This window comes from Sorangium sp. So ce117 (assembly GCF_051524395.1).
Classification (GTDB): domain Bacteria; phylum Myxococcota_A; class Polyangia; order Polyangiales; family Polyangiaceae; genus Sorangium; species Sorangium cellulosum_B.
In genome coordinates this window covers 7,952,602-7,971,594 of the sequence record NZ_CP150309.1, presented here as the reverse complement: position 1 = coordinate 7,971,594, position 18,993 = coordinate 7,952,602, and the positions used below count along the sequence as shown (strand labels likewise).

Annotated in this window: 9 protein-coding genes; 4 read left to right on the top strand and 5 right to left on the bottom strand. The window is 70.4% G+C overall.

Annotated features, from left to right (window positions below; translation table 11 throughout):
- Positions 1-128: 128 nt before the first annotated feature.
- The 4 genes from WMF46_RS29545 to WMF46_RS29530 form a co-directional block, all read right to left on the bottom strand.
- Positions 129-2,060 (bottom strand): ABC-F family ATP-binding cassette domain-containing protein, encoded by a 1,932-nt coding sequence (locus WMF46_RS29545; RefSeq protein ID WP_437980271.1) that lies wholly within the window; start codon positions 2,058-2,060, stop codon positions 129-131.
- 225 nt (positions 2,061-2,285) lie between these two features.
- A complete protein-coding gene (locus tag WMF46_RS29540; RefSeq protein ID WP_437980270.1) occupies positions 2,286-5,567 on the bottom strand; it encodes a CARDB domain-containing protein in 3,282 nt (1,093 codons plus the stop codon).
- 300 nt (positions 5,568-5,867) lie between these two features.
- On the bottom strand, positions 5,868-6,719 hold the full coding sequence (locus WMF46_RS29535) for an ABC transporter ATP-binding protein (RefSeq protein ID WP_437980269.1): 852 nt from the start codon (positions 6,717-6,719) through the stop codon (positions 5,868-5,870).
- 184 nt (positions 6,720-6,903) lie between these two features.
- Complete coding sequence (locus tag WMF46_RS29530; protein ID WP_437980268.1) at positions 6,904-8,688, bottom strand: SUMF1/EgtB/PvdO family nonheme iron enzyme; 1,785 nt, start codon at positions 8,686-8,688, stop codon at positions 6,904-6,906.
- Positions 8,689-9,021: 333 nt separating this feature from the next.
- Between WMF46_RS29530 and WMF46_RS29525 the strand changes: the two genes are divergently transcribed.
- Entirely contained in the window at positions 9,022-13,125 is a 4,104-nt protein-coding gene (locus WMF46_RS29525; RefSeq protein WP_437980267.1) for a TOMM system kinase/cyclase fusion protein, read from the top strand.
- A gap of 11 nt (positions 13,126-13,136) precedes the next feature.
- On the opposite strand, the gene WMF46_RS29520 is transcribed toward WMF46_RS29525, so the two are convergent.
- On the bottom strand, positions 13,137-15,032 hold the full coding sequence (locus WMF46_RS29520) for a hypothetical protein (RefSeq protein ID WP_437980266.1): 1,896 nt from the start codon (positions 15,030-15,032) through the stop codon (positions 13,137-13,139).
- Between the two features lie 94 nt (positions 15,033-15,126).
- Here WMF46_RS29520 and WMF46_RS29515 point away from each other — a divergent pair, with 94 nt between their 5' ends.
- Genes WMF46_RS29515 through WMF46_RS29505 form a run of 3 tightly spaced genes read left to right on the top strand, consistent with a single transcriptional unit; the run spans position 15,127 to position 18,970 of the window.
- Complete coding sequence (locus WMF46_RS29515; RefSeq protein WP_437980265.1) at positions 15,127-16,335, top strand: cytochrome P450; 1,209 nt, start codon at positions 15,127-15,129, stop codon at positions 16,333-16,335.
- Positions 16,332-17,288 (top strand): hypothetical protein, encoded by a 957-nt coding sequence (locus WMF46_RS29510; protein ID WP_437980264.1) that lies wholly within the window; start codon positions 16,332-16,334, stop codon positions 17,286-17,288. The genes WMF46_RS29515 and WMF46_RS29510 overlap by 4 nt, the downstream gene beginning before the upstream one ends.
- A complete protein-coding gene (locus WMF46_RS29505) occupies positions 17,288-18,970 on the top strand; it encodes a hypothetical protein (protein ID WP_437980263.1) in 1,683 nt (560 codons plus the stop codon). Before WMF46_RS29510 ends, WMF46_RS29505 begins: the two co-directional genes overlap by 1 nt.
- Positions 18,971-18,993 lie beyond the last annotated feature (23 nt).

Here is an 18,993-nt window from a genome sequence, read left to right as displayed (position 1 = left end):
CCGATGTTTGAGCCTGAGACGACGCTCCTCCGGCGAAGCCGGAGGGGCGTCGTCTCAGGCGAGTTCGGCGGGGCCCCCGCGCCGCGCGGCGGACCCCCTCTCCCGGGGCCGGGCAGCCCGGCAAGACCTCACTGCGCCTGGACCGCCCCGAGCTCCGCGATCTCCTGCTCGATCTGCTCCCACTCCGCCATGAGCGCGTCGATGCGCGGGCCGAGCGCCTCGTCCTCGGCCTGGAGCGCCGCGATCTCGGCCTGTCCGGTGCGCTCGAAGAAGCCGTCGCTGCAGTAGAGGTCGTGGATCGCCTTCTTCCGCGCCTCGGCCGCCTCGATGGACGCGAGCACCTTGTCGCGCCGCGCGGGCAGCTCCTTCTGCCGGTTGCGACGCCGCTTCTGCTCCTCCCAGGAGCCGCCCGCCTCCGCAGGCGCGGACGCCTTCTGGTGCTCGCGCTTCGCCTTCAGCACCACCGTGTCGGCGTCGAGGTGATCGTCGCCGCAGCCGGCCAGGTACTCCTCGTAGGTGCCGGGGAAATCGCGCGGCCCGCTCGGCGTCACCTCGAGGATGCGCGTCGCCAGCTCGGAGACGAAGTAGCGATCGTGCGAGACGAAGAGCACCGTCCCCTCGAACGCCTTGAGCCCTTCGACGAGCCCCTGGATCGCCTCGAGGTCGAGGTGGTTGGTCGGCTCGTCGAGCACGAGCACGTTGGGCCGCTCGACGATGATGCGGCAGAAGATGAGCCGCGCCGCCTCGCCACCGGAGAGCGAGCCGACGCTCTTCTCGACGTCGTCGCCCGAGAACAGCGCCCTGCCGAGCTGGCCGCGGACGTAGCTCGGCGACTCGTCGGGGCACGCCTCCCACAGGAAGGAGAGCGGCGTCATCGACCCGTCGATGAGCAGCTCGCGGTGATCCTGGGCGAAGTAGCCGACGCGGGCCTCGTGCCCCCACGACGCGCCGCCCGAGTCGGCCGCGAGCCGGCCCACGAGGATCTTGAGCAGCGTCGATTTGCCTAGCCCGTTCGGCCCGATCACCGCGACCCGCTCGCCGCGCCGCACCGACAGCGAGACGTCGCGCAGCACCTGCTTCGCGCCGTACGACCTCGAGATCCCCTTCGCCTCGAGCACGTCGCGCCCGCTCGGCCTCTGGATCGCGAACCGGAACAGCGGCGAACGCCGCGACGTGTCGGCGAGCTCCTCGACCTCGATCTTCTCGATCTGCTTGAGCCGGCTCTGCGCCTGGCGCGCCTTGGTCGCCTTCGCGCCGAACCGCTCCACGAACGCGCGCTTGTCCGCGATGATCTTCTCGGCGCGGGCGATCTCGGCCTGCTTGCGCTCGCGGATCGACCGCTTCTCGACGACGAAGGCGGCGTAGTTGCCCGTGTAGAGCGTGATGGTCTCGTAGTCGACGTCGAGGATGTGCGTGGCGACGTTGTCGAGGAAGCGCTGGTCGTGGGAGATGACGACCGCGCAGCCCTTGTAGCCGGCCAGGAACTTCTCGAGCCAGCGGATGGAGAGGATGTCGAGGTGGTTCGTGGGCTCGTCGAGCAGCAGCACGTCCGAGCCGCCGAGGAGCACCTGCGCGAGCAGCACGCGCAGCTTGAAGCCGCCCGAGAGCGTGGAGAGCGGCCTCCGGTGCGCCTCCACCGGGATGCCGAGCCCCTCGAGGACGGCGCTCGCGCGCGCCTCCAGCGTGTAGCCGTCGTGGGTGCGGATGCGATCCTCGAGGTCCGCCACCCGGCCGGCGTCGCCGCCGTCCTCCGCGAGGCGGCGCGACTCGACGAGCGCCTCCCACACGACGCGATCGCCCATCATCGCGAGATCCAGGATGATCTGGTCGTCGCTGAGGAACCGGTCCTGCCGGAGCACACCCACGCGGGCGTCCTTCGGGATGCTGACGCTCCCGTCGCTCGCGGGCTCGTCGCCGGCCACGATCTTCAGGAAGGTGGTCTTCCCCGAGCCGTTCGCGCCCACCAGGCCGTAGCGGGATCCGGGGTTCAGCTTGAGCGAGACGCCCTCGAAGAGGGTCCGATCACCGAATGATTTCGAGAGGTTCGAGGTTCCGAGCATGGCGCTGTGGGGGCTTGGGTCGCGGCGCGCGGGGCGCGGGGTGCAGCGCCCCGGGGCGGCGCGCCTCGCGGGGCGCCGTCAGTGGCGCGGCGGGGCGCACAGGCATAGCACCGCGCCCCGGGCGGGAGCCGGTGATCGTGCGTCAGCGCGCGCCAGCGCGGCGCGCGGCGCCGGCGTGGCGCGCGTCCGGCTGGCGGGGAGGCCCGCCGGCCGGACGCCGGCGCGTCAGTTGATCTCCGGGCACAGGAGCTTGTCCGAGGCGGCGTCCTTGTTGTTCCCGTCGTTGCACTCGTCGATCGCCCCGTCCGGATCGACGACGGCGTAGATCAGGATCGACAGGTTCGACGGGAACTTCTCGATGGTGGCGGTGAGGTTCACGCTCACCCCGGGCGCGATCGGCCCCGGGATGACCTCCTCGTGGAGCGCCGTCCCGCCCTGGCCGGGATCGCCCGCGTAGTACCGGATCCGCACGTCGCTGGTCGGCGCGGAGCCGGCGTTGGTGACGGTCGTCGGGACGTCGACCTGCTTCACGGCGCACTTGTTGGTGTTCACCCGGCCGATCTCGATCTGGAGGTCCGGGCGCGCGCTGCCGGCGTCGAGGGGCGCGGTGAGCGCGTTGTTGTCCTCGTGGCACTCGCGCTCGACGGCGTCCTCGTCGACGACCGCGCGCACGCGGGCGGGCAGCGTCTGCTGCGCGTTGTCCGCGGCGTTGTAGTGCACCGTGAGGAGCAACGAGCTGTGCGGCTCGATGCTGCTCTGGAGGACGAACTTCAGCGGGGCGAGGTCGTCACCGTAGAGCGGCTCATCAACGTCCGGCGTGTCCCACTCGCCGTAGAAGTTGATGGCGACGCCGGGGCCCACGCGGAGATCGCCGAGGTTCTCGACGCGCACGGTGATGGCGACCTCGTCGGTGAGCTCGCCGCAGGTCGCGTCCGGGGACGAGACCTGGATGCCGCTCAGCGCGAGATCCGGCGCGATGCCGTACGACCGCGGGTTCGAGCGGTAGGTGTTGTAGGCGCGGCCGCCGTACGCCTTCCAGCTCTCGGGCTCCTTCAGGGGGATGCCGCCGCTCTCGAGCACGTTCGTCACGTGGTAGCTGTGCTGGTTCCAGATGCGGCGCGCCGAGACCCAGAGGTCGTTCTGCGCGCCCCAGACCTCGAGGCCGTTGTTGTAGTCGGTGCCTTGCGAGCAATGGGTCGATTCGTTCGAGGTGCCGAACACGATCTCCGCGTTGCCGTCGTTGTCGACGTCGGCGACGATCGGGTACTCGGACCGGGTGCGGCTCGGCGAGGGCACCTTGAACAGGACGTCGGCCGTCACGCCGTCGTAGATGCGGAAGTAGCACTCGTCGTTGTAGATGACCTCGGCGGCGCCGTCGCCGTTGAAGTCGAACACGCTCGACCCGGTGGTGCGGCTCGAGTCGTCCTCGGTCAAGCGCTGCCAGCCGTTGTGGTAGCAGACGCAGGTGCCCCGCTGCTGGTTGCACGTCGCCGCGCCCGGGGCGCCGCATTCCTCGTCCGTGGTGCACGGCTTGCCGTTCGGGGTCCGCTCCGGGTTGCCCTGCAGCCCCGTGCCCGCATCGGTGAACGCGTTGGGCCACGCCGGGCACTCGGCCGTCGGCGCCTGGAGATCGAACATCATGTAGCGGAGGCCGAACGCCGTGCCGACCTCGGGGAAGCCGTCGCCGTCGAAGTCGTCCACGTTCGGGGCGCCGCCGTCGAAGGTGGTGCCCTCGGCCGTCATCACCTGGCGGCGCTTGATGGTGCCGTCCTGCCCGTTGAGCACGAAGAAGTACCCGTTGTTGAACAGGATCACCTCCGGGGCCTTATCGAGCGGGTTGCCGGGCCCGGGCGCGGCGTCCTGGTCCTCGCCGAGGACGTCGGCCACGGCGCAGAGGCCGTCGCGCTGCGCGTTCGGGATCCCGGCGGTGCCGTTGACGGCCTGCCCGTCCCAGAGCTCGAGGAGCTTCCCCTCGCAGAACGCCGTCGCGTCCTTGTCGGTGTAGGGCGGCGCGCACCCGGCCTTGCTCGTCACGCCGGGCGGCGGGCGGGGCAGAATATAGGCGGTGCTGCCCGCGACGATCTCCAGCCGGGGGTCGTCGTCGAGGTTCGCGACGCACGCGATGGGCCCGAGCCGGTTCTGCTGGTTCGTCGGAGACCCCTGTATCCCTTGAGCCTTGTCGCCCTTGAAGTGGTCGACGATGGAGAGCTCGCGGGTCGCCTCGTCGACGCGCAACGTGAACACGTTCGGCCCGACCACGATCTCCGGGAGCCCCTGTCCGTCGATGTTGGCGAGCGCGGGCGACGGCTCGTTGTAGCCCGTCCAGATCTCGTTCACGAGGACCCTGGTCTCGCCCGTGTTGCTGAAGATCTGGAGCCCTGTCTTCGTCACCTCCGTGGCCCCAGACCCCGTCACGACGGCGGTGATCGCGACGATCTCGGGGACGCCGTCGCCGTCGAGATCGCCGACGGCCAGCCCGGCGGTCGGCATCAGCGTCGCGTCGGCGCAGGCGTAGGGCGCGTCGATGGGGTCGCCCTCGTGCCAGACCTGCGCGCCGAGCACCGCGAAGTAGTTCTCTCCCTTGCGGGGCCCGCCGCCGTGGATCGCCCGGAGGACGCCCTGCTTTCCGAAATTCGAGCCGCAGAACGTCGTGAAGATGATCTCGGGGAAGTCGAGCTCGTTGATGAGCCCGTCGCCGTTGTCGTCGTCGAGGTTGGCGACGAGCGGCGTCATGACGGTCTGCGCCGAGGTCTTGAACGGGCTGTTGGCGGCGTCGGAGTTGGCGCGGTTCTCCCCTCCCCACTGGATCTCGTTCTGCGGCAGGGCGCCCGCGAACGGCTCCGGCGGCAAGAGGCACGTGGGCGCGGCGCCCGTGCCGGAGCAGGAGCCGACCTCGCAGGAGGCATAGGTGGGGCAGTCCCAGTCGTCCTCGCAGGGGCAGCTGGCGGTCCCGGCGCCGTCGTCGGTGCACTCGCTCTCGAAGTAGGCCGATCCGCCGCACGTGAAGAGCTCGCTCGTCGTGCTGCCGTTCGACACGCACAGCTGGAGGCTGTTGCCGTCGCACGTCCGCTCGCCGGCCGTGCAGGCATCGACGACGCAGATGGTGCCGTTGCAGAACTGGTTGAAGGCGCACTGGAGGTCGCTCTGGCAGGCGATATCGACGCAGCGCGCGCCTGCGTCCGGGGGCGTCTCGCACACCTCGGTCGCGTCGCAGGTGAGGTCGTCGCACGTGTTGTTGACGCAGGTGCCTTGTCCGTCCTCCTCCTCGCAGTGCTGGTCCGCCCGGCAGCTCACGCCCTCACAGCCACTTTCGCCGCCCGCGCCGCCCGAGGCGGCCATCGACCCGACGAACCCGCCGCCATCGCCCGAGCTGCTGCTCGTGCCGCCGTTGCCTCCGCCGCCATCGCCGGGTGGCGTGGCGACATCCGGATCACCGCCGCAGGACGCTGCAGCGAGCAAAAACCAAGGAAGGGCGCGGGGAAGCAACCGCCGGGGGCACGTGGGCATGAGGCGATTGTACGAGCGCGCTGTCGGCATGGAAGCGCGTTCGCGCGCGGGATCGTGCGGCGAGTGGGAGCTCTGCCCACGATGGGCGTTGCGCGCGGCAGCGGTCAGCGGCAAGCGGGGGAGAGGGGGAGCGGGCCACGCGAGCCGTGGGGACGGCCGCGGTGGGGGCCGAGAGCTCCGGCGCACGGAGGCTGTTGGAGGTGACCTGGGTGCGAGTGCCGATCGCGCTGCCCACGCTCGATAGCGAGAGTGTCCTGCAGCGCCGGAGTCCGACAGCGCGCTTGTTCTACCCGCGGGGCCTCACGCCCCGCCGCTCTCCAGCGCCTCTTGCAGCGCGCGCACCTCGCGGGCGAACGCGGGCTCGGTGCGCAGCGCGGCCGTCCGCTTGTCCGGCAGCGAAAGCGTGCGGTCGGCGACGACGCGCGCCGGCCGCGGGGACAGGACGACGGCGCGCTCGGCGAGGTAGGCGGCCTCGGTGATCGAGTGGGTCACGAAGAGCACCGTCATGCCGAGCTCGGCCCAGAGCGCGCGGAGCTCGTCGTCGAGCCGGCTCCTCGTGAGCTCGTCGAGCGCGGCGAACGGCTCGTCGAGCAGGAGCAGCCGAGGGCGCGTGACCAGCGCGCGGGCGAGCGATACGCGCATGCGCATGCCGCCGGAGAGCTCGGCCGGGTACCGCGCGCCCGCGTCGGCCAGGCCGACCTGGACGAGCGCCGCCCGCGCCGCCGCCCGGCGCTCGTCGAGCGGCGCGCCGGCGAGCTCGAGCGGCAGGGCGGCGTTCTCGAGGACGCTCCGCCAGGGCAGGAGGTGGGCGTCCTGGAAGACATACGCGAGGGGCGCGCGCGCGCCGCCTGCGCCGCCCGCGCGGCGTTCGCCGCCCGGCGCCTCCTCGGCCTCCACGACGGCCTCGCCGGCGTCGGCGCGATCCAGCCCGGCGACGAGCCGCAGCAGGGTGGATTTGCCGCACCCGGAGGGCCCGAGCAGCGCGACGAACGCGCCAGGCGCGATGTCGAGATCGATGCCGTCGATCGCGATCACGCCGGGGGCGCCGTCCCCCGGCGCGCGGCCCGCGTCGTCCAGCACCGGGAAGACGCGCCGGACGCCGGTCAGCCGCACGCGGACGCCGCCGCTCGCCCTGGCCCTGTTCGTCTGCATCTGCGCCCGGCGTTCTATCCGCGCCGCCGCCGGTTGACCAGGCGCTCGTGCGCCGCGCGCTTGCGCCGAACAGCCGAGCCCGCGCCGAACAGCCGAGCCCGCGCCGAACAGCCGAGCCCGCGCCGAGCAGCCGCCGCCCGCGCCGAACAGCCGAGCCCGCGCCGAGCAGCCGCCGCCCGCGCCCTCAGCTCGACGAGGCCGTTCGCACGCAGCGGAAGCCGCCGCCGGCGAAGCGGTAGTGCGCCTCGAAGCACGTGCGCGCCCAGGTGCGGAGCGACTGCGCGCCGTACATCCACGAGCCGCCGCGCATCACGAGCAGCGGCCGATCCGAGGGCCGCGTGTTGCGCGGGTTGTGGGAGGGGCCGTCCGCATAGAAGTGCGGATCGTCGTAGTCCTCGCACCACTCCCAGACGTTGCCGGCGAGGTCGAGGATGCCATAAGGAGAGGCGCCCCCCGGCAGCGAGCCGACGGGCACCGTCCCGCCCTCGCGGTTGTCGTAGTTCGCGCGCGTGGGCCCGGGCTCGGCGCGCCCCCACGGGTATTTGCGGCCGTCGGTGCCGCGCGCGGCCTTCTCCCACTCGGCCTCGGTCGGCAGGCGCTTGCCGGCCCAGTTGGCGTAGGCCCGCGCGTCGTCCCACGACACGTACACAACGGGGTGGTCCTCGAGGCCCGCGGGGATCTCGCCACGCCTGAAATGCGCGAGGAGCCGGCTCGCGTCGTCGTCGTCGGGGCGGTACCCGGTCACGTCGAGGAACGCCTTGAACTGGCGGTTCGTGACCGGCGTGCGATCCATGTAGAACGCGTCGACGTGGACCTTCCTGCGCTGCTGCCCGCTCAGGAACGGCCCGCCGGGGACGAGGATCATCTGCTCGCCGGTCTTCTCGCGGACCGTCGGCGCGAGCTCGCGCCCGTCGGACGAGGGCCGCGACGGGGCGGGCGAGAACTCCGAGAGCGCCTCGTCGAGCCGCGCCCGGAACTCCGCGCACGACCCCGGCCTCCCCGCCGGATCCTTCGAGAGCGCGTCGAGCACGAGCCGGTCGAGGGCCGGCGGGATGTCGGGGCGCAGCGACGAGGGGGGCGCCGGGGCGTCGGCGACGTGGGCCATCATCACGGCGAAATGGTTGGGGCTGTCGAACGGCACCTGCCCTGTCGTCAGCTTGTAGAGCGTCACGCCGAGAGAGTAGATGTCCGAGCGCCGATCCGCGGCGTGAGGGCTCTTCACCTGCTCGGGCGACATGTAACAGCACGTCCCGAGGAACGCGCCGCTCAGCGTGTACGTCGTCCCCTCCAGGATCTTGGCGATGCCGAAGTCGACGATCTTGGGGGAGAGGCCGTCTTTCCCGGTCGTGACGAGGATGTTGTCGGGCTTGAGATCGCGGTGGATGATGCCCATGCGGTGCCCCTCGTCCATCGCGTCGAGGACGCCGCCGAACAGCGCGCGGATCTCCTGGAAGGGGATGCGCCCGCGCCACCGCTCGAGGTGCCGCACCAGCGTCGACCCGTCGACGTACTCCATGACGATCGCGAGCAGGTGATCGCGCTCGACGAAATCGTAGACGGCGACCACGTTGTCGTGGCTCCAGGAGCGGAGCACCCGCGCTTCCCGCGCGAACCGCCGCCGGATCTCCGGGTTGCCGCAGAGGTTCGAGTGCAGGCATTTGACGGCCACGACGCGCTCGCGCGCCCGGTCGTGAGCGCGGTAGACGACGCCCATGCCGCCCTCGCCGAGCGTCGACTCGATGCGATAGACGCTGATCTCCGTCCCGGGCAAGAGCCGCACCGGCGGCAGCGGCAGGGGGGTTGGTGGCAGCCCGACGGCGCCGAGCTGCGTCGCGGGGAACGCCGTCGCGGCGAGGGCAGGGCTCGGATCCGGCGCGGTGACGAGCTGGCCGCACGAGGGGCAGAAGCGGGCGTTCTCCGGGAGCGGAGCGCTGCAGCTGGCGCACCGGGGAGGGGAGTCCTGGCCCATCGGTGGCCAGGGAGTCTCGCACAGGTCGGGGCGGTCGTGGGCGGCGAATGTGCGGCGCCGGTCGGAGGCTCTGGAGCGGGTCAGGGCGCCGTAATCGCCCGGGAATCCTGCGCACCGGGGGCGATGTGGCGAGCGGCCGGTGAGGTCGGTGAGAGGGACCGACGAGCGGCGCTCCGTGTGGACCGCTTGGCCGTGGTCGCGCCGCTCGATGAGCGCGCTACGGGGGACGGCGGGGATGGCGACGCGAATCGACGAACCAACCTCCTTGTACATGACGCTCTGTGGGTAGAGGATGAGGTTGTGCGTGGTTTCACGCGCAGCGTGGAGGCAGGGGTGAGCTTGGACTCTCGACAGAAAATCGGCGCGGTGCTTGGAGACCGTTATGAGATTCTCGCCGAGCTGGGCGAAGGCGGCTTCGGCACGGTCTACAAGGCGAGACAGCTCGCGACGGGCCAGTTCGTGGCCATCAAGGTGCTGCGGCTCGGGTCGAGCGGCGCCGCGCAGGCGCGCGAGCGGCGCATCGCGCGCTTCCAGCGTGAGATGCAGCTCTGCGGACAGCTCCACCACCCGAATATCGTCCGCCTCATCGACTCGGGACAGGCGGACGAGGCCGTCGTCTATTCGGTCTTCGAGTTCGTGCCCGGCAAGGATCTCGCCCACGTCCTTGCCGAGGAGGGCCCGCTGGATCCGCGCGAGGCGCGGCACTTCATGCTGCAGATCCTCGACGCGCTCGGCTGCGCGCACGCCCAGGGGGTGATCCATCGGGATCTCAAGCCCGCGAACCTCATGGTCATCCCGACCGGCGCCAGGCGCAACCTGCTCGTGCTCGATTTCGGCATCGGGGCGTTCACGGAGGAGGCGAAGCGCGACGAGAAGACGCGGATCACGCTGACCCACGAGTCGGTGGGCACGCCCGCGTACGCCGCGCCCGAGCAGCTCCGCGGCCAGCCTCCGACGCCGCGCTCCGATCTTTATGCGTGGGGCCTGGTCTTTCTCGAATGCCTGACCGGCAAGCGCGTGATCGCGGGCGACACGGCGGCTGAGGTGACCTTCAACCAGCTCTCCGCCGATCCCGCCCCCATTCCTGCGGCCATCCTCGACCATCCGCTCGGTGAGATCCTCCAGCGCGCGACGGCCAAGGACGCGGCGGCCCGAAACGTCACCGCCGACGGGCTCCTGCGCGATCTGGAAGCGTGTGACGTGAGTGGATTGCGGCCCAAGAGCGGATCTGCGCGCCTCCAGCCCGCGGCGTCGGACATGCGGACTGCGACGGTGGAGCTCGCAAGCGCGCGGACCGGCGGGAGCCTCTCGAAGCGGCTGATCGAGGGCGAGCGGCGTCAGATCACGGCCGTGTGCTGCACCCTGGCGGCGTCGGGCACAGCGCGCGGACCTTTGGACACGGAGGAGCTCGAGCAGCTCCTCGGCCTCCAGCAGGAGGCGTGCACGATGATCGCTCGTCGCTTCAACGGCCACGTCGCCGGCGTGCTGGGCGACAGGGTGCTGTTCTACTTCGGCTACCCGACGGCGCGCGAGGACGCGGCGCGGCGCGCGGCCGAGGCCGCGCGTGAGATGAAGGCCGATCTGCTGCGACGAAGAGATGCGCTCGAGGCGGAGCGCAAGGTTCGCATCGATCTTCGTATCGGGATCCACACGGGGCTCGTGATCGCGCGCGAGCTGCGCGACCCGACGATCGCCAGCCTCGGCTACGTCGTGGGGACGACGCCGAAGCTCGCCGCCCAGCTCAGCGCGGCGGCAGAGCCCGGCAGCATCCTCGTGAGCGGCGAGACCCAGCGGCTGCTCCGCAAGCACTTCGCGCTGGAGGAGGACGGCACCCGCTCGCTCGCGGGCTTCGAGGCGTCGGTCGAGGTCTTTCATCTGCGGGAGGGGAGCGCGTCCGGCGGGCTCCGGGACGTGCCGCTCGTTGGCCGCGCGCGAGAGCTGGACATGCTGCTGGAGCGCTGGGGCCACGTCCGCGGCGGCGCGGGCCAGGCCGTGCTCATCGCCGGCGAGCCGGGCATCGGCAAGTCGCGCCTGGCCCGCGAGCTCGAGGAGAAGATCGGCGACGAGCCGCACACCTGGCTGGAGAGCCGCTGCACGCCGGACAGCGCGAACAGCGCGTTCTACCCCGTCGTCGACCTGCTCGAGCGGCTGCTGGATCCGCGCCGCGAGGCCAAGCTCGCGGAGAAGACGGACAAGCTGGAGGCGCTGCTCTTGCTCCACGGCTTCGACCTCGGCGAAGCGATGCCGCTCTTCGCGCCGCTCCTGTCGCTCTCGCTTCCGACGACGTGGGCGCCGCTCGACGTCTCGCCCCAGAAGCAACGCGAGCTGACGCGCAACGCGGTGCTTTCGTTGCTCTTCGAGATGGCCGAGAAGGAGCCGATCGCGCTCTTCATCGAGGATCTGCACTGGGCCGATCCGAGCACGCTCGAGCTGCTCGGCCAGCTCGTCGGCGAGGTGGGCTCGGCCCGCGTGCTCGCGCTCTTCACCGCGCGGCCGGAGATCGCGCCGTCGTGGTCGCCGGCGGCGGTGATCCAAATCCAGCTCGGGCGCCTCGGCCGGCCGGAGGTCGAGCAGATGGCCAGGAAGATCACCGGCGGCCGCGCGCTGCCAGTGGAGGTGCTCGACACGATCGCGGTCCGCACGGACGGCGTGCCGCTCTTCGTGGAGGAGCTGGTCCTGGCGATGATCGAGGCCGGCGCGCTGGTAGAAGTAGCAACGGAGGGGCGCTACGCGCTGGCGAAGCCGCTCTCGGAGGTGGCGATCCCGGCCACGCTTCGCGACCTGCTGGTGGCGCGCCTCGATCGCCTGGGCAGGGCCAAGGAGACGGCGCAGGTCGCGGCCGTGATCGGGCGGGAGTTCACGTTCGAGCTGCTCTGCGCGGTGAGCCCGCTCGGCGAGGTCGAGGCGCAGCAGGATCTGGACAGGCTCGTCGCGGCAGAGCTGGTGCACCGGAAGCGGCGGCTGAAGAACGCGGTGTACCTGTTCAAGCACGCGCTGGTGCTGGACGCGGCATACGAGTCGATGCTCAGGCGGTCGCGGCAGCAGGTTCACGCTCGGGTCGCGAAGGCGCTGGAGGAGAAGTTCCCCGAGACGGCGCAGGCGCGGCCGGATTTGCTCAAGCATCACTACGCGGGCGCAGGTGAGCTCGACCAAGCGGCGCGGTACGGGCTGCAGGCAGGCAAACTGGCCGCGCAGCGCTCCGCGAACAAGGAGGCGGAACAGCACCTGACGGACGGCCTCCGGTGGGTCCAATCGCTGGAGCCGATGCTCGACCACAAGCGGCTTGAGCTGGACGTGCGCGCGGCGCTCGCGCCGGTGCTCATGACCACCCACGGATTCGCTTCCCCCGAGCTGGAACATGTGCTGGACGGCACGGTCCCGCTCATCGTCGAGCTGGGGGACAGCCCAGAGCTCTTCCCCGTGCGCTTCGTGCGGTGGTCGTTTCATTTCAACCGCGCCCGTTACCTCGACGCGCTCAGGATCAGCGAGGAGAACGTTGAAGTAGCTCAGCACACCGGCTCCTCAGAGCTCCTCGCGGTCGCACACGAAGCCCACGGTGGAGGCGGCATGTTCATGATGGGGCGCACCGTCGAGGCGCTCGAGCACCTCGAGGCGTCGCTCGACGCCTACGACCAGGAACGGTTCCTTCCTCACGTCGCCACCTACGGCCTGGATATGGGCGTCGTCAGCTATATGCGAAAGGCGACGATCCTGTGCGCGATGGGGCAGCTCTCCGCCGCGAGCGAGACTGCCCGGGTCGGCGTGGAGCTCGCGAGCCGGGGGAGGCACGTTCACACGCAGTGTCTCGCGCTCGGGCTGGAGATGGAGTACCGCCAGTACCTGGGCGACCTCGAAAAAATCCGTGACGTGTTCGCCCGCCTGAAGCCCCTCTGCACGAACCACGGCGTGCCGTTCTGGGAGGCTTTCGGTAGCATGATTTGCGCTTGGGCCAACCTCGGCAGCGACCCAGGAGGGCTCGATCTGATGAAGGCGATCTCCGACGGGATGTTCTCGTTCGGGGCTCGCTTGTTTCACAGCTACTGGCAATACCTCCTCGCGGACGGCTGCCTCACGCTCGGCCAGCCGACCCTCGGCCTCGCGCACGCCCGGCGCGCGCTGGCGTTCATCGAGGAGACAGAGGAGCGATGGTTCGAGCCGGACTTGTGGCGCGTCGAGGGCCAGCTCCTGGCCGCTTCCGGCGACGCGCAGGCAGCGGAGGCGAGCTACCGCAACGCCATCGAAAAGGCGCGCGCCCAGCGCACGAGCCTGCGCGAGCTGCGCGCCGCCACCGGCCTCGCCGAGCTGCTCGCGTCGCACGGGCGGAGAGGCGAGGCCTTCGACGCGCTCGCCCCCGCCTGCGGCGCTCTCGCCGCTGAGCCCAGCATCGGGTCAACCTACCTGGAGCAAGGGAGAGCGCTGCTCGCGAGGCTCGCATGACATGGCCGGGCTCACGACCACCCTCCGGCGCGAGCCCGGAACGCCGCGCTCATCGCGCGCGCGCACATGGCGGTCGTCACCTCGATGCCGTGATACTCCACCATGAACCCCGGCTTCCCGACCGTGAAATAGACCATCTCGGACTGCCATCCTCCGTCGCCTCGCTGCGTCTCGGACAGGTAGCGAACCGCCCGCGTGACGGCCAGCGGCTCGGGCCGGGAGAGGCACAGCGCCTCCAGCATCCACGCCGTGCGCTGCGGGCTGCCCCACGAACCGTCGAGCCTCTGCTCGGCCAGGAGCTTCGCAGCCATCGCGTCGCGCCGCTGCGTCATGGCCTCGTCGGGCAGGCGCGCCGCCACGCGGAAGAAGAGGTACGTCGCGTATGCCTGGTCATAATGATGGCAGCCGGAGAAGCCGTCGTCTCCCAGACAGGTGAGCACGTGCGAGCGCAGCGGAGGGATCAGCGCTTGGCAGCGCGGGGGCATGGCGGAGAGGCCCGTCGGCGCGCGAGCGAGCGACGACAATCCCCAGAGGAGGGAGAGGAGGCAGGCAGTGCACCGATCGCCTGCCCACGTGATGTCCGGCGGATCGTGCGTCGGGCCGGCCGCAGAGCGCCGCAGCCAGATGTTCGGTACGCCGTCGGGGCCCACGTTCTCGGGCAGGAGCGAGAGCCAGCTCGCGAGCCGGTCGACGGGAGGATCCGGGAGCATGGACGCGAGCAACAGCATCAGGCCGAGCGAGTCTGCGTCCGGTGGAATCCCCTGAAAGCCTCGATAATAGCGCAGCTCACCCGGGGGGATCTCCGAGAGGAGGGAGCGAATCGAGTCTTCGCGACCGCCGATCGTCTCCTGCAGCGCGAGCTCGACGAGGCCGCGGGGGAACCACTCGCCCACGACGTCGGCTTCGAGCGGCGCGACCCCCCAACGCTGCACGTCGATCGAGCTCGTCCACGCTGGATCGTGCGCGACGCGCTCCACCGCCCGCTGCACGTCGATGGGCACTCGGTCCCAGCTCCACGCCGACGGCAGGCGCCCCGCCGGGGCCGGCTCACCGCCACGAGCGGAGAGAGAGCGCACCCACAGATAGGAATCCACGTACGAGAAGGTCTCCTCCAGGATTCTCAACAGCTCGCCTCCGGCGAGCGCCGTCTCGGGCGAGAGCGCCCCCCTGGCCGCCGCGAGCGCCTCCGCCCACCGCTCCTTCACCCGTCGCACGACCTCCGGCCTCGCGAGCGCTTCGCGCACCTCGGCCCGGCGCGCGGGCGACGAGCGCCTGCCGGCGAAGGCGATGAGCACAGGATCGGGCGCCGCCGACAAGGCGACCTCGATCCACTCCGACGACACGGCGTCTTCGACGTCCCTCGCCGCCGGCGCGAGCCACAATCGCTCGAACGAGGCGAGGATCGCCACGAGCGGCGCGCTCAGCGCGGCGACGTTCCGCCAGGGAGCCGGCGCGCGGCCGGCGATCACGGCGATCACACCGAACAGCACGCGCAGCTTCCCCTTCATCTCCGAAGCACCCGGCGCGCCGGCGTGCCCCTCGTCCTCCACGTCGAGCGCCGTCGACCAGCACCAGGCCCTGAGCTCCTCCGCCGCCTCCGGCGCCGCGGTCGACAGGGTGCGGACGGCCCACGCCCAGCGCCCGAGGCGCCCCTCCGCTGCGCGGTCCGTCAACATGGCCCCGATCGCGAGGGCGGCCGCAGCCGCGACGTCGCTGCGGCCGAGCGCGTCGAGGATCCGGAGCGCCCAGCTCTCGAACGGTGGACCGGGGGCGTCGAGCCCTGGCGCGCCGCCGGACCGCCGAGGGAGAGCTCCTGCCTCGAGTGCGCGGGCGGCAGCCTCCAGGCGGTCGGCATCGCCGCCGTGCGTTCCCCTCCAGTAGCCCGTCCTCTCGTCTCGCTCTGCCATCTGGATCCATATAACGTCGAGGCGCCGTTCAGCACCATCGGCTTCGCTGGGCGCTCCGTCTCCTCCTAGCTGCCGGGCAAGGCTCAGAGCACCTATGTACACGTCGCAACCAGAACAAGACTACTATGCGATTTTCAACGAGCAGAACGGCATCCCGTTCAACCGCCAGTTTTACTCCGACGTCGAGGTTCGCCGGCGGGAGGGGCCCATCTTCCGCGAGCCGCCGCCGAGCGGGCTAGGCCCCTCGGCCGAGAGGTGGGTCGCCGTCGATTACAACGCGGTGCTGGACATCTTGCGGGACACCGAGGTCTTCCTCGGCGACGTCATCGTGCCTGCCATCTGGCTCGGGCTCGGGACCAGCTTGATCTTCATGGAGGGGGAGGAGCACGCCGCGCTCCGGCGCGCCGTTCTCCCTCTCTTCTCGAAAGAGCGCCTCGCGGAGTGGGAGCGCCGGGTGATCGCGCCCGCGGCCCACGCCGTCATCGACCGCTTCGCCGCGCGGGGGAGGGGCAACCTGGCGGCCGAGTTCGCCTCGGTCTTTCCGCACCTCGTCACCACCAAGCTCATGGGATACTCCGAGGACGAGACGGATGACGCCCGCCGATGCGGCGTGGAGATCCTGTGCGCCAACTCGGATCTCGGCCGGGCGCTCCACGCCTCCGCGCGCCTCACGAAGTATCTCCGACGTATGCTGGCGTCGCGCCGCGTGGCGCCGAGTGACGACCTCACGACCGATGTCCTCCGCGTCCGGGTCGGAGGGCGTCCCCTCGCCGAAGAGGAGATGCTCTCTTTCTTGCGCCTGCTCACCCCGGCGGGGACGGAGACCACCTACCGCTCGCTCGCCAATCTCCTGGTGGGACTCCTCACGTCGCCCGAGCAGCTCGAGGCCATCCGCGCCGATCGCTCCCTCATCCCCCAGGCGATCGAAGAGAGCCTGCGGTGGGAGACGCCCGTCGTCCGCACCCTGCGGCGCGCGGCGTGCCCTGCGATGGTGGCGGGGGTCGACATCCCGGCTGGCGCCTGGGTCAACGTGAACCTCGCCGCTGCGAACCACGACTGGCGCGTGTTCTCCAACCCCGAGCGGTTCGACATCTTTCGACCCAAGGTTCCACAGCTCGCCTTCGGAATGGGCCCGCGCCGGTGCCTCGGCGCGCCGCTGGCGCAGCTCGAGATGCGTGTCGCGCTCGAAGCGCTCCTCGACCGCCTCCCCGGCCTCGCGCTGGACCCGGCCGCCGAGAGGCCGTTCATCTCGGGGAGCCTCTTCCGCGGCGTGCTCCACCTGCCCGCCGTGTGGAATGCATGAGATCGCTCATCGACGGCGGCGACGCCGATCTGGCGGCCCATGTGGGGCAGTCCGTGCGCTCGTTCCGGAGTTCGGTCGGCCCTGTCCTCGGCGCGGCCTTCGAGGCATTCTCGGCCGGCCGCGGTCTCGACTTCGAGAAGGCGCCGCTCGCGAACTTCACGCGTACGGCGCAGCCCGTCGTCCATCTGCCGGTCTGGGCGGCGCTGGCCGCGCGCGCGTCAGGCGGCGCCGTCCCCGAGGGCGCAGCGGCGGCCGCCGTCGATGCGGCGACATTTGGCTATCTCTGCGCGCAGATCCAGGACGACGGCATCGAGGGGCGGCTGGGGCCACCGGGCCCTTGGGTGCTGCTGGCGCACGCGCTCTTCGCCGAGCACCACGCCGCGATGGGCCGCGCCGCCGGTCCGGCGGGCGAGATCCTCTGGTCTCGCTATGCCGAGAGGTGGACCCGTTATGCGCGCGGCGCTGCCCTGCTCGGTGAGCCCGCGCTGGCCCGCGACGTGGAGCGCGACTGCGCGCGGGATCGCTCCGGCCCGCTGGTCCTGCCGGCCGCGGTCCTCCTCGCGCGGTCCGGGCAGGCAGACCGTCTGGAGGAGCTCGAGGAGCTCGTGCGGTTCTCGACCGAAGCAGCCCAGCTGTTCGACGATCTCCGGGACGCACGGGACGATCTGGCCCACGGGCGAATGACGTACGTCGTCCGGCGATGGGGCGGCGATGAGGGGGAGAAGGCGATGCTCGCGCGGATTTACCTGGAAGGCGGCTTCGATCAGGTCCTGGACGAAGCGCTCGCGGCGCTCTGCAGGGCCGAGCGCGCGGCGGCGGCGCTCGGCATGGACACAGGGGCCGCGTTCTTCCGCGGGTCTGCGGCCTCCATGGAGGCTGCGCGGAGGCGCTACATCGAAGCGCTCGAAGAGATGATCTCGGGAGCGCAGCTTTCTTCGACCAAGGAGGTGTGATGATGCGGTTTGGCTGTACGTTATTGGCGCTCAGCGCGGCCGTGGCGGCCATGGGGTGTCGGGTGCCGCCCCGCGACAGCTCCCGGGGCCCCGGTCCCCAGGTCCAGGCGAGCACCACCAGGGCGGGCCAAGCGCCGGCGGTGCCGTCGACCCCGGACGCCCGTCCCCAGGATCAGGCAAGCGCTGCCGGGCAGGGCGACGCGCCGGCCGTGCTGCCGCTGTGGCAGATCCCGACGCAATTGTCCTATCAGGGCCCTCCGCTCCCTGCCGACGTGCAGGAGAGCATCGCGCTGTACCAACCCTACCTTGATCAATATGCCTGGCAGCTCTTCATTGCCCTCAACTGGCCTGCCTGCCCCGCGGACAGCAAAGACCCCGATTGCATGCCGGGCGAGCCCGACACACGCAAGTGGATCGGCTCCGGCGGCGACGGCCCCACGGTCTGGGAGCAATGGTCGAACGCGGACGAGGTCTTTCGCCCGAACGGCGCTGAGCCTCTGCCCTGGGGCGCGCGTGGCATCCAGGGGACCTGCAAGAACGACAAGACAATGAACATGACCGCGAGGGGCAGGCCACTGCTCACCATGAACGACAGCAGCAGGAGCGGACACAATAACGTTCTGCGGGATGCGCTCTACGCACAGGACCACAACCTTGGATTCGGAGCGACCGGTCCGCTCATCGACCAGAACAGGCGGTGGGCGCGGTTCGAGGCATACATCAATAAGGCGGCATACGACTACATCGTATCGAACAAGCTCTACAGCAAGGGCGGGCAGGAAGAGTTCGCGAAGTCCGGACGCAAAGTCAACTTCCCGCCCAACGCAGACAAGAGAGATGTATCCATCGAGATCAAGGTTGTGTGGAAGATCCTCGGCGAGAAGGACCGCAAGGCGAACTACCACACAACTGAAGCGTGGTTCGTCGACAAATCCAGAAATTGCCAGTCCTATACCGTCGGCCTCGTCGCGATGCACATCACGACCAAGGACCAGCGCAACCCGGCGCGCGTCTGGGCGACGTTCGAGCACGTGGACAACCTCTGCCGCGAGAAGTTCGTTAAGCTGGAGAACGCAGCGTCAAGCAATCGCTACGGCTACGCTTACGTCGATGGATCTTTCTGCAGCGCGAAATGCCGCACCGAGCCTCTGAAGCCTGGGTGTGTGCCGAACAGGCCGCCGTCGAAGCCATGGAATCCGCCGGTCGATCCGATCGCGCCAGGGGCTCAGCCGCCCACGCAGGTCGTTCGCGAGCGGCCGCTCCCGCTCACGTCGATTCAGATCAGCTCCTTGATGGCCACTTTCCTGAGCAGTATGTCCACCAGTTCGGTGTGGAAGAATTACGAGCTCGTGGGCACGCAGTGGGTCATGCCCATCGTGTCCAATCTGAATAACAGCCCAAGTTTTCGACCGGTCAACCCTGGAGACAGGTCGTCGGCGCCGCAATACATCCCACGAATCAAGGGCGAGCAGCGGTGCAGCGAAGATCCGCTCCTGCTCGGCCGTGACCCCGCATGCCTCGGCCTGATCATCCCGCCCATTCTGGCAAATACTCTTATTGAGACCTACGAGCAGACGAGCTCGTCTTGCCTCGGGTGCCATGCAGAGGCCAAGACGAGCGCCAATGAGGATGCTGATTTTTCATTCCTCCTCGAGAGGGCATGGCGTGTGCCGCCGCAATGAGCGCCGGGCGGAGAGCGACAGCC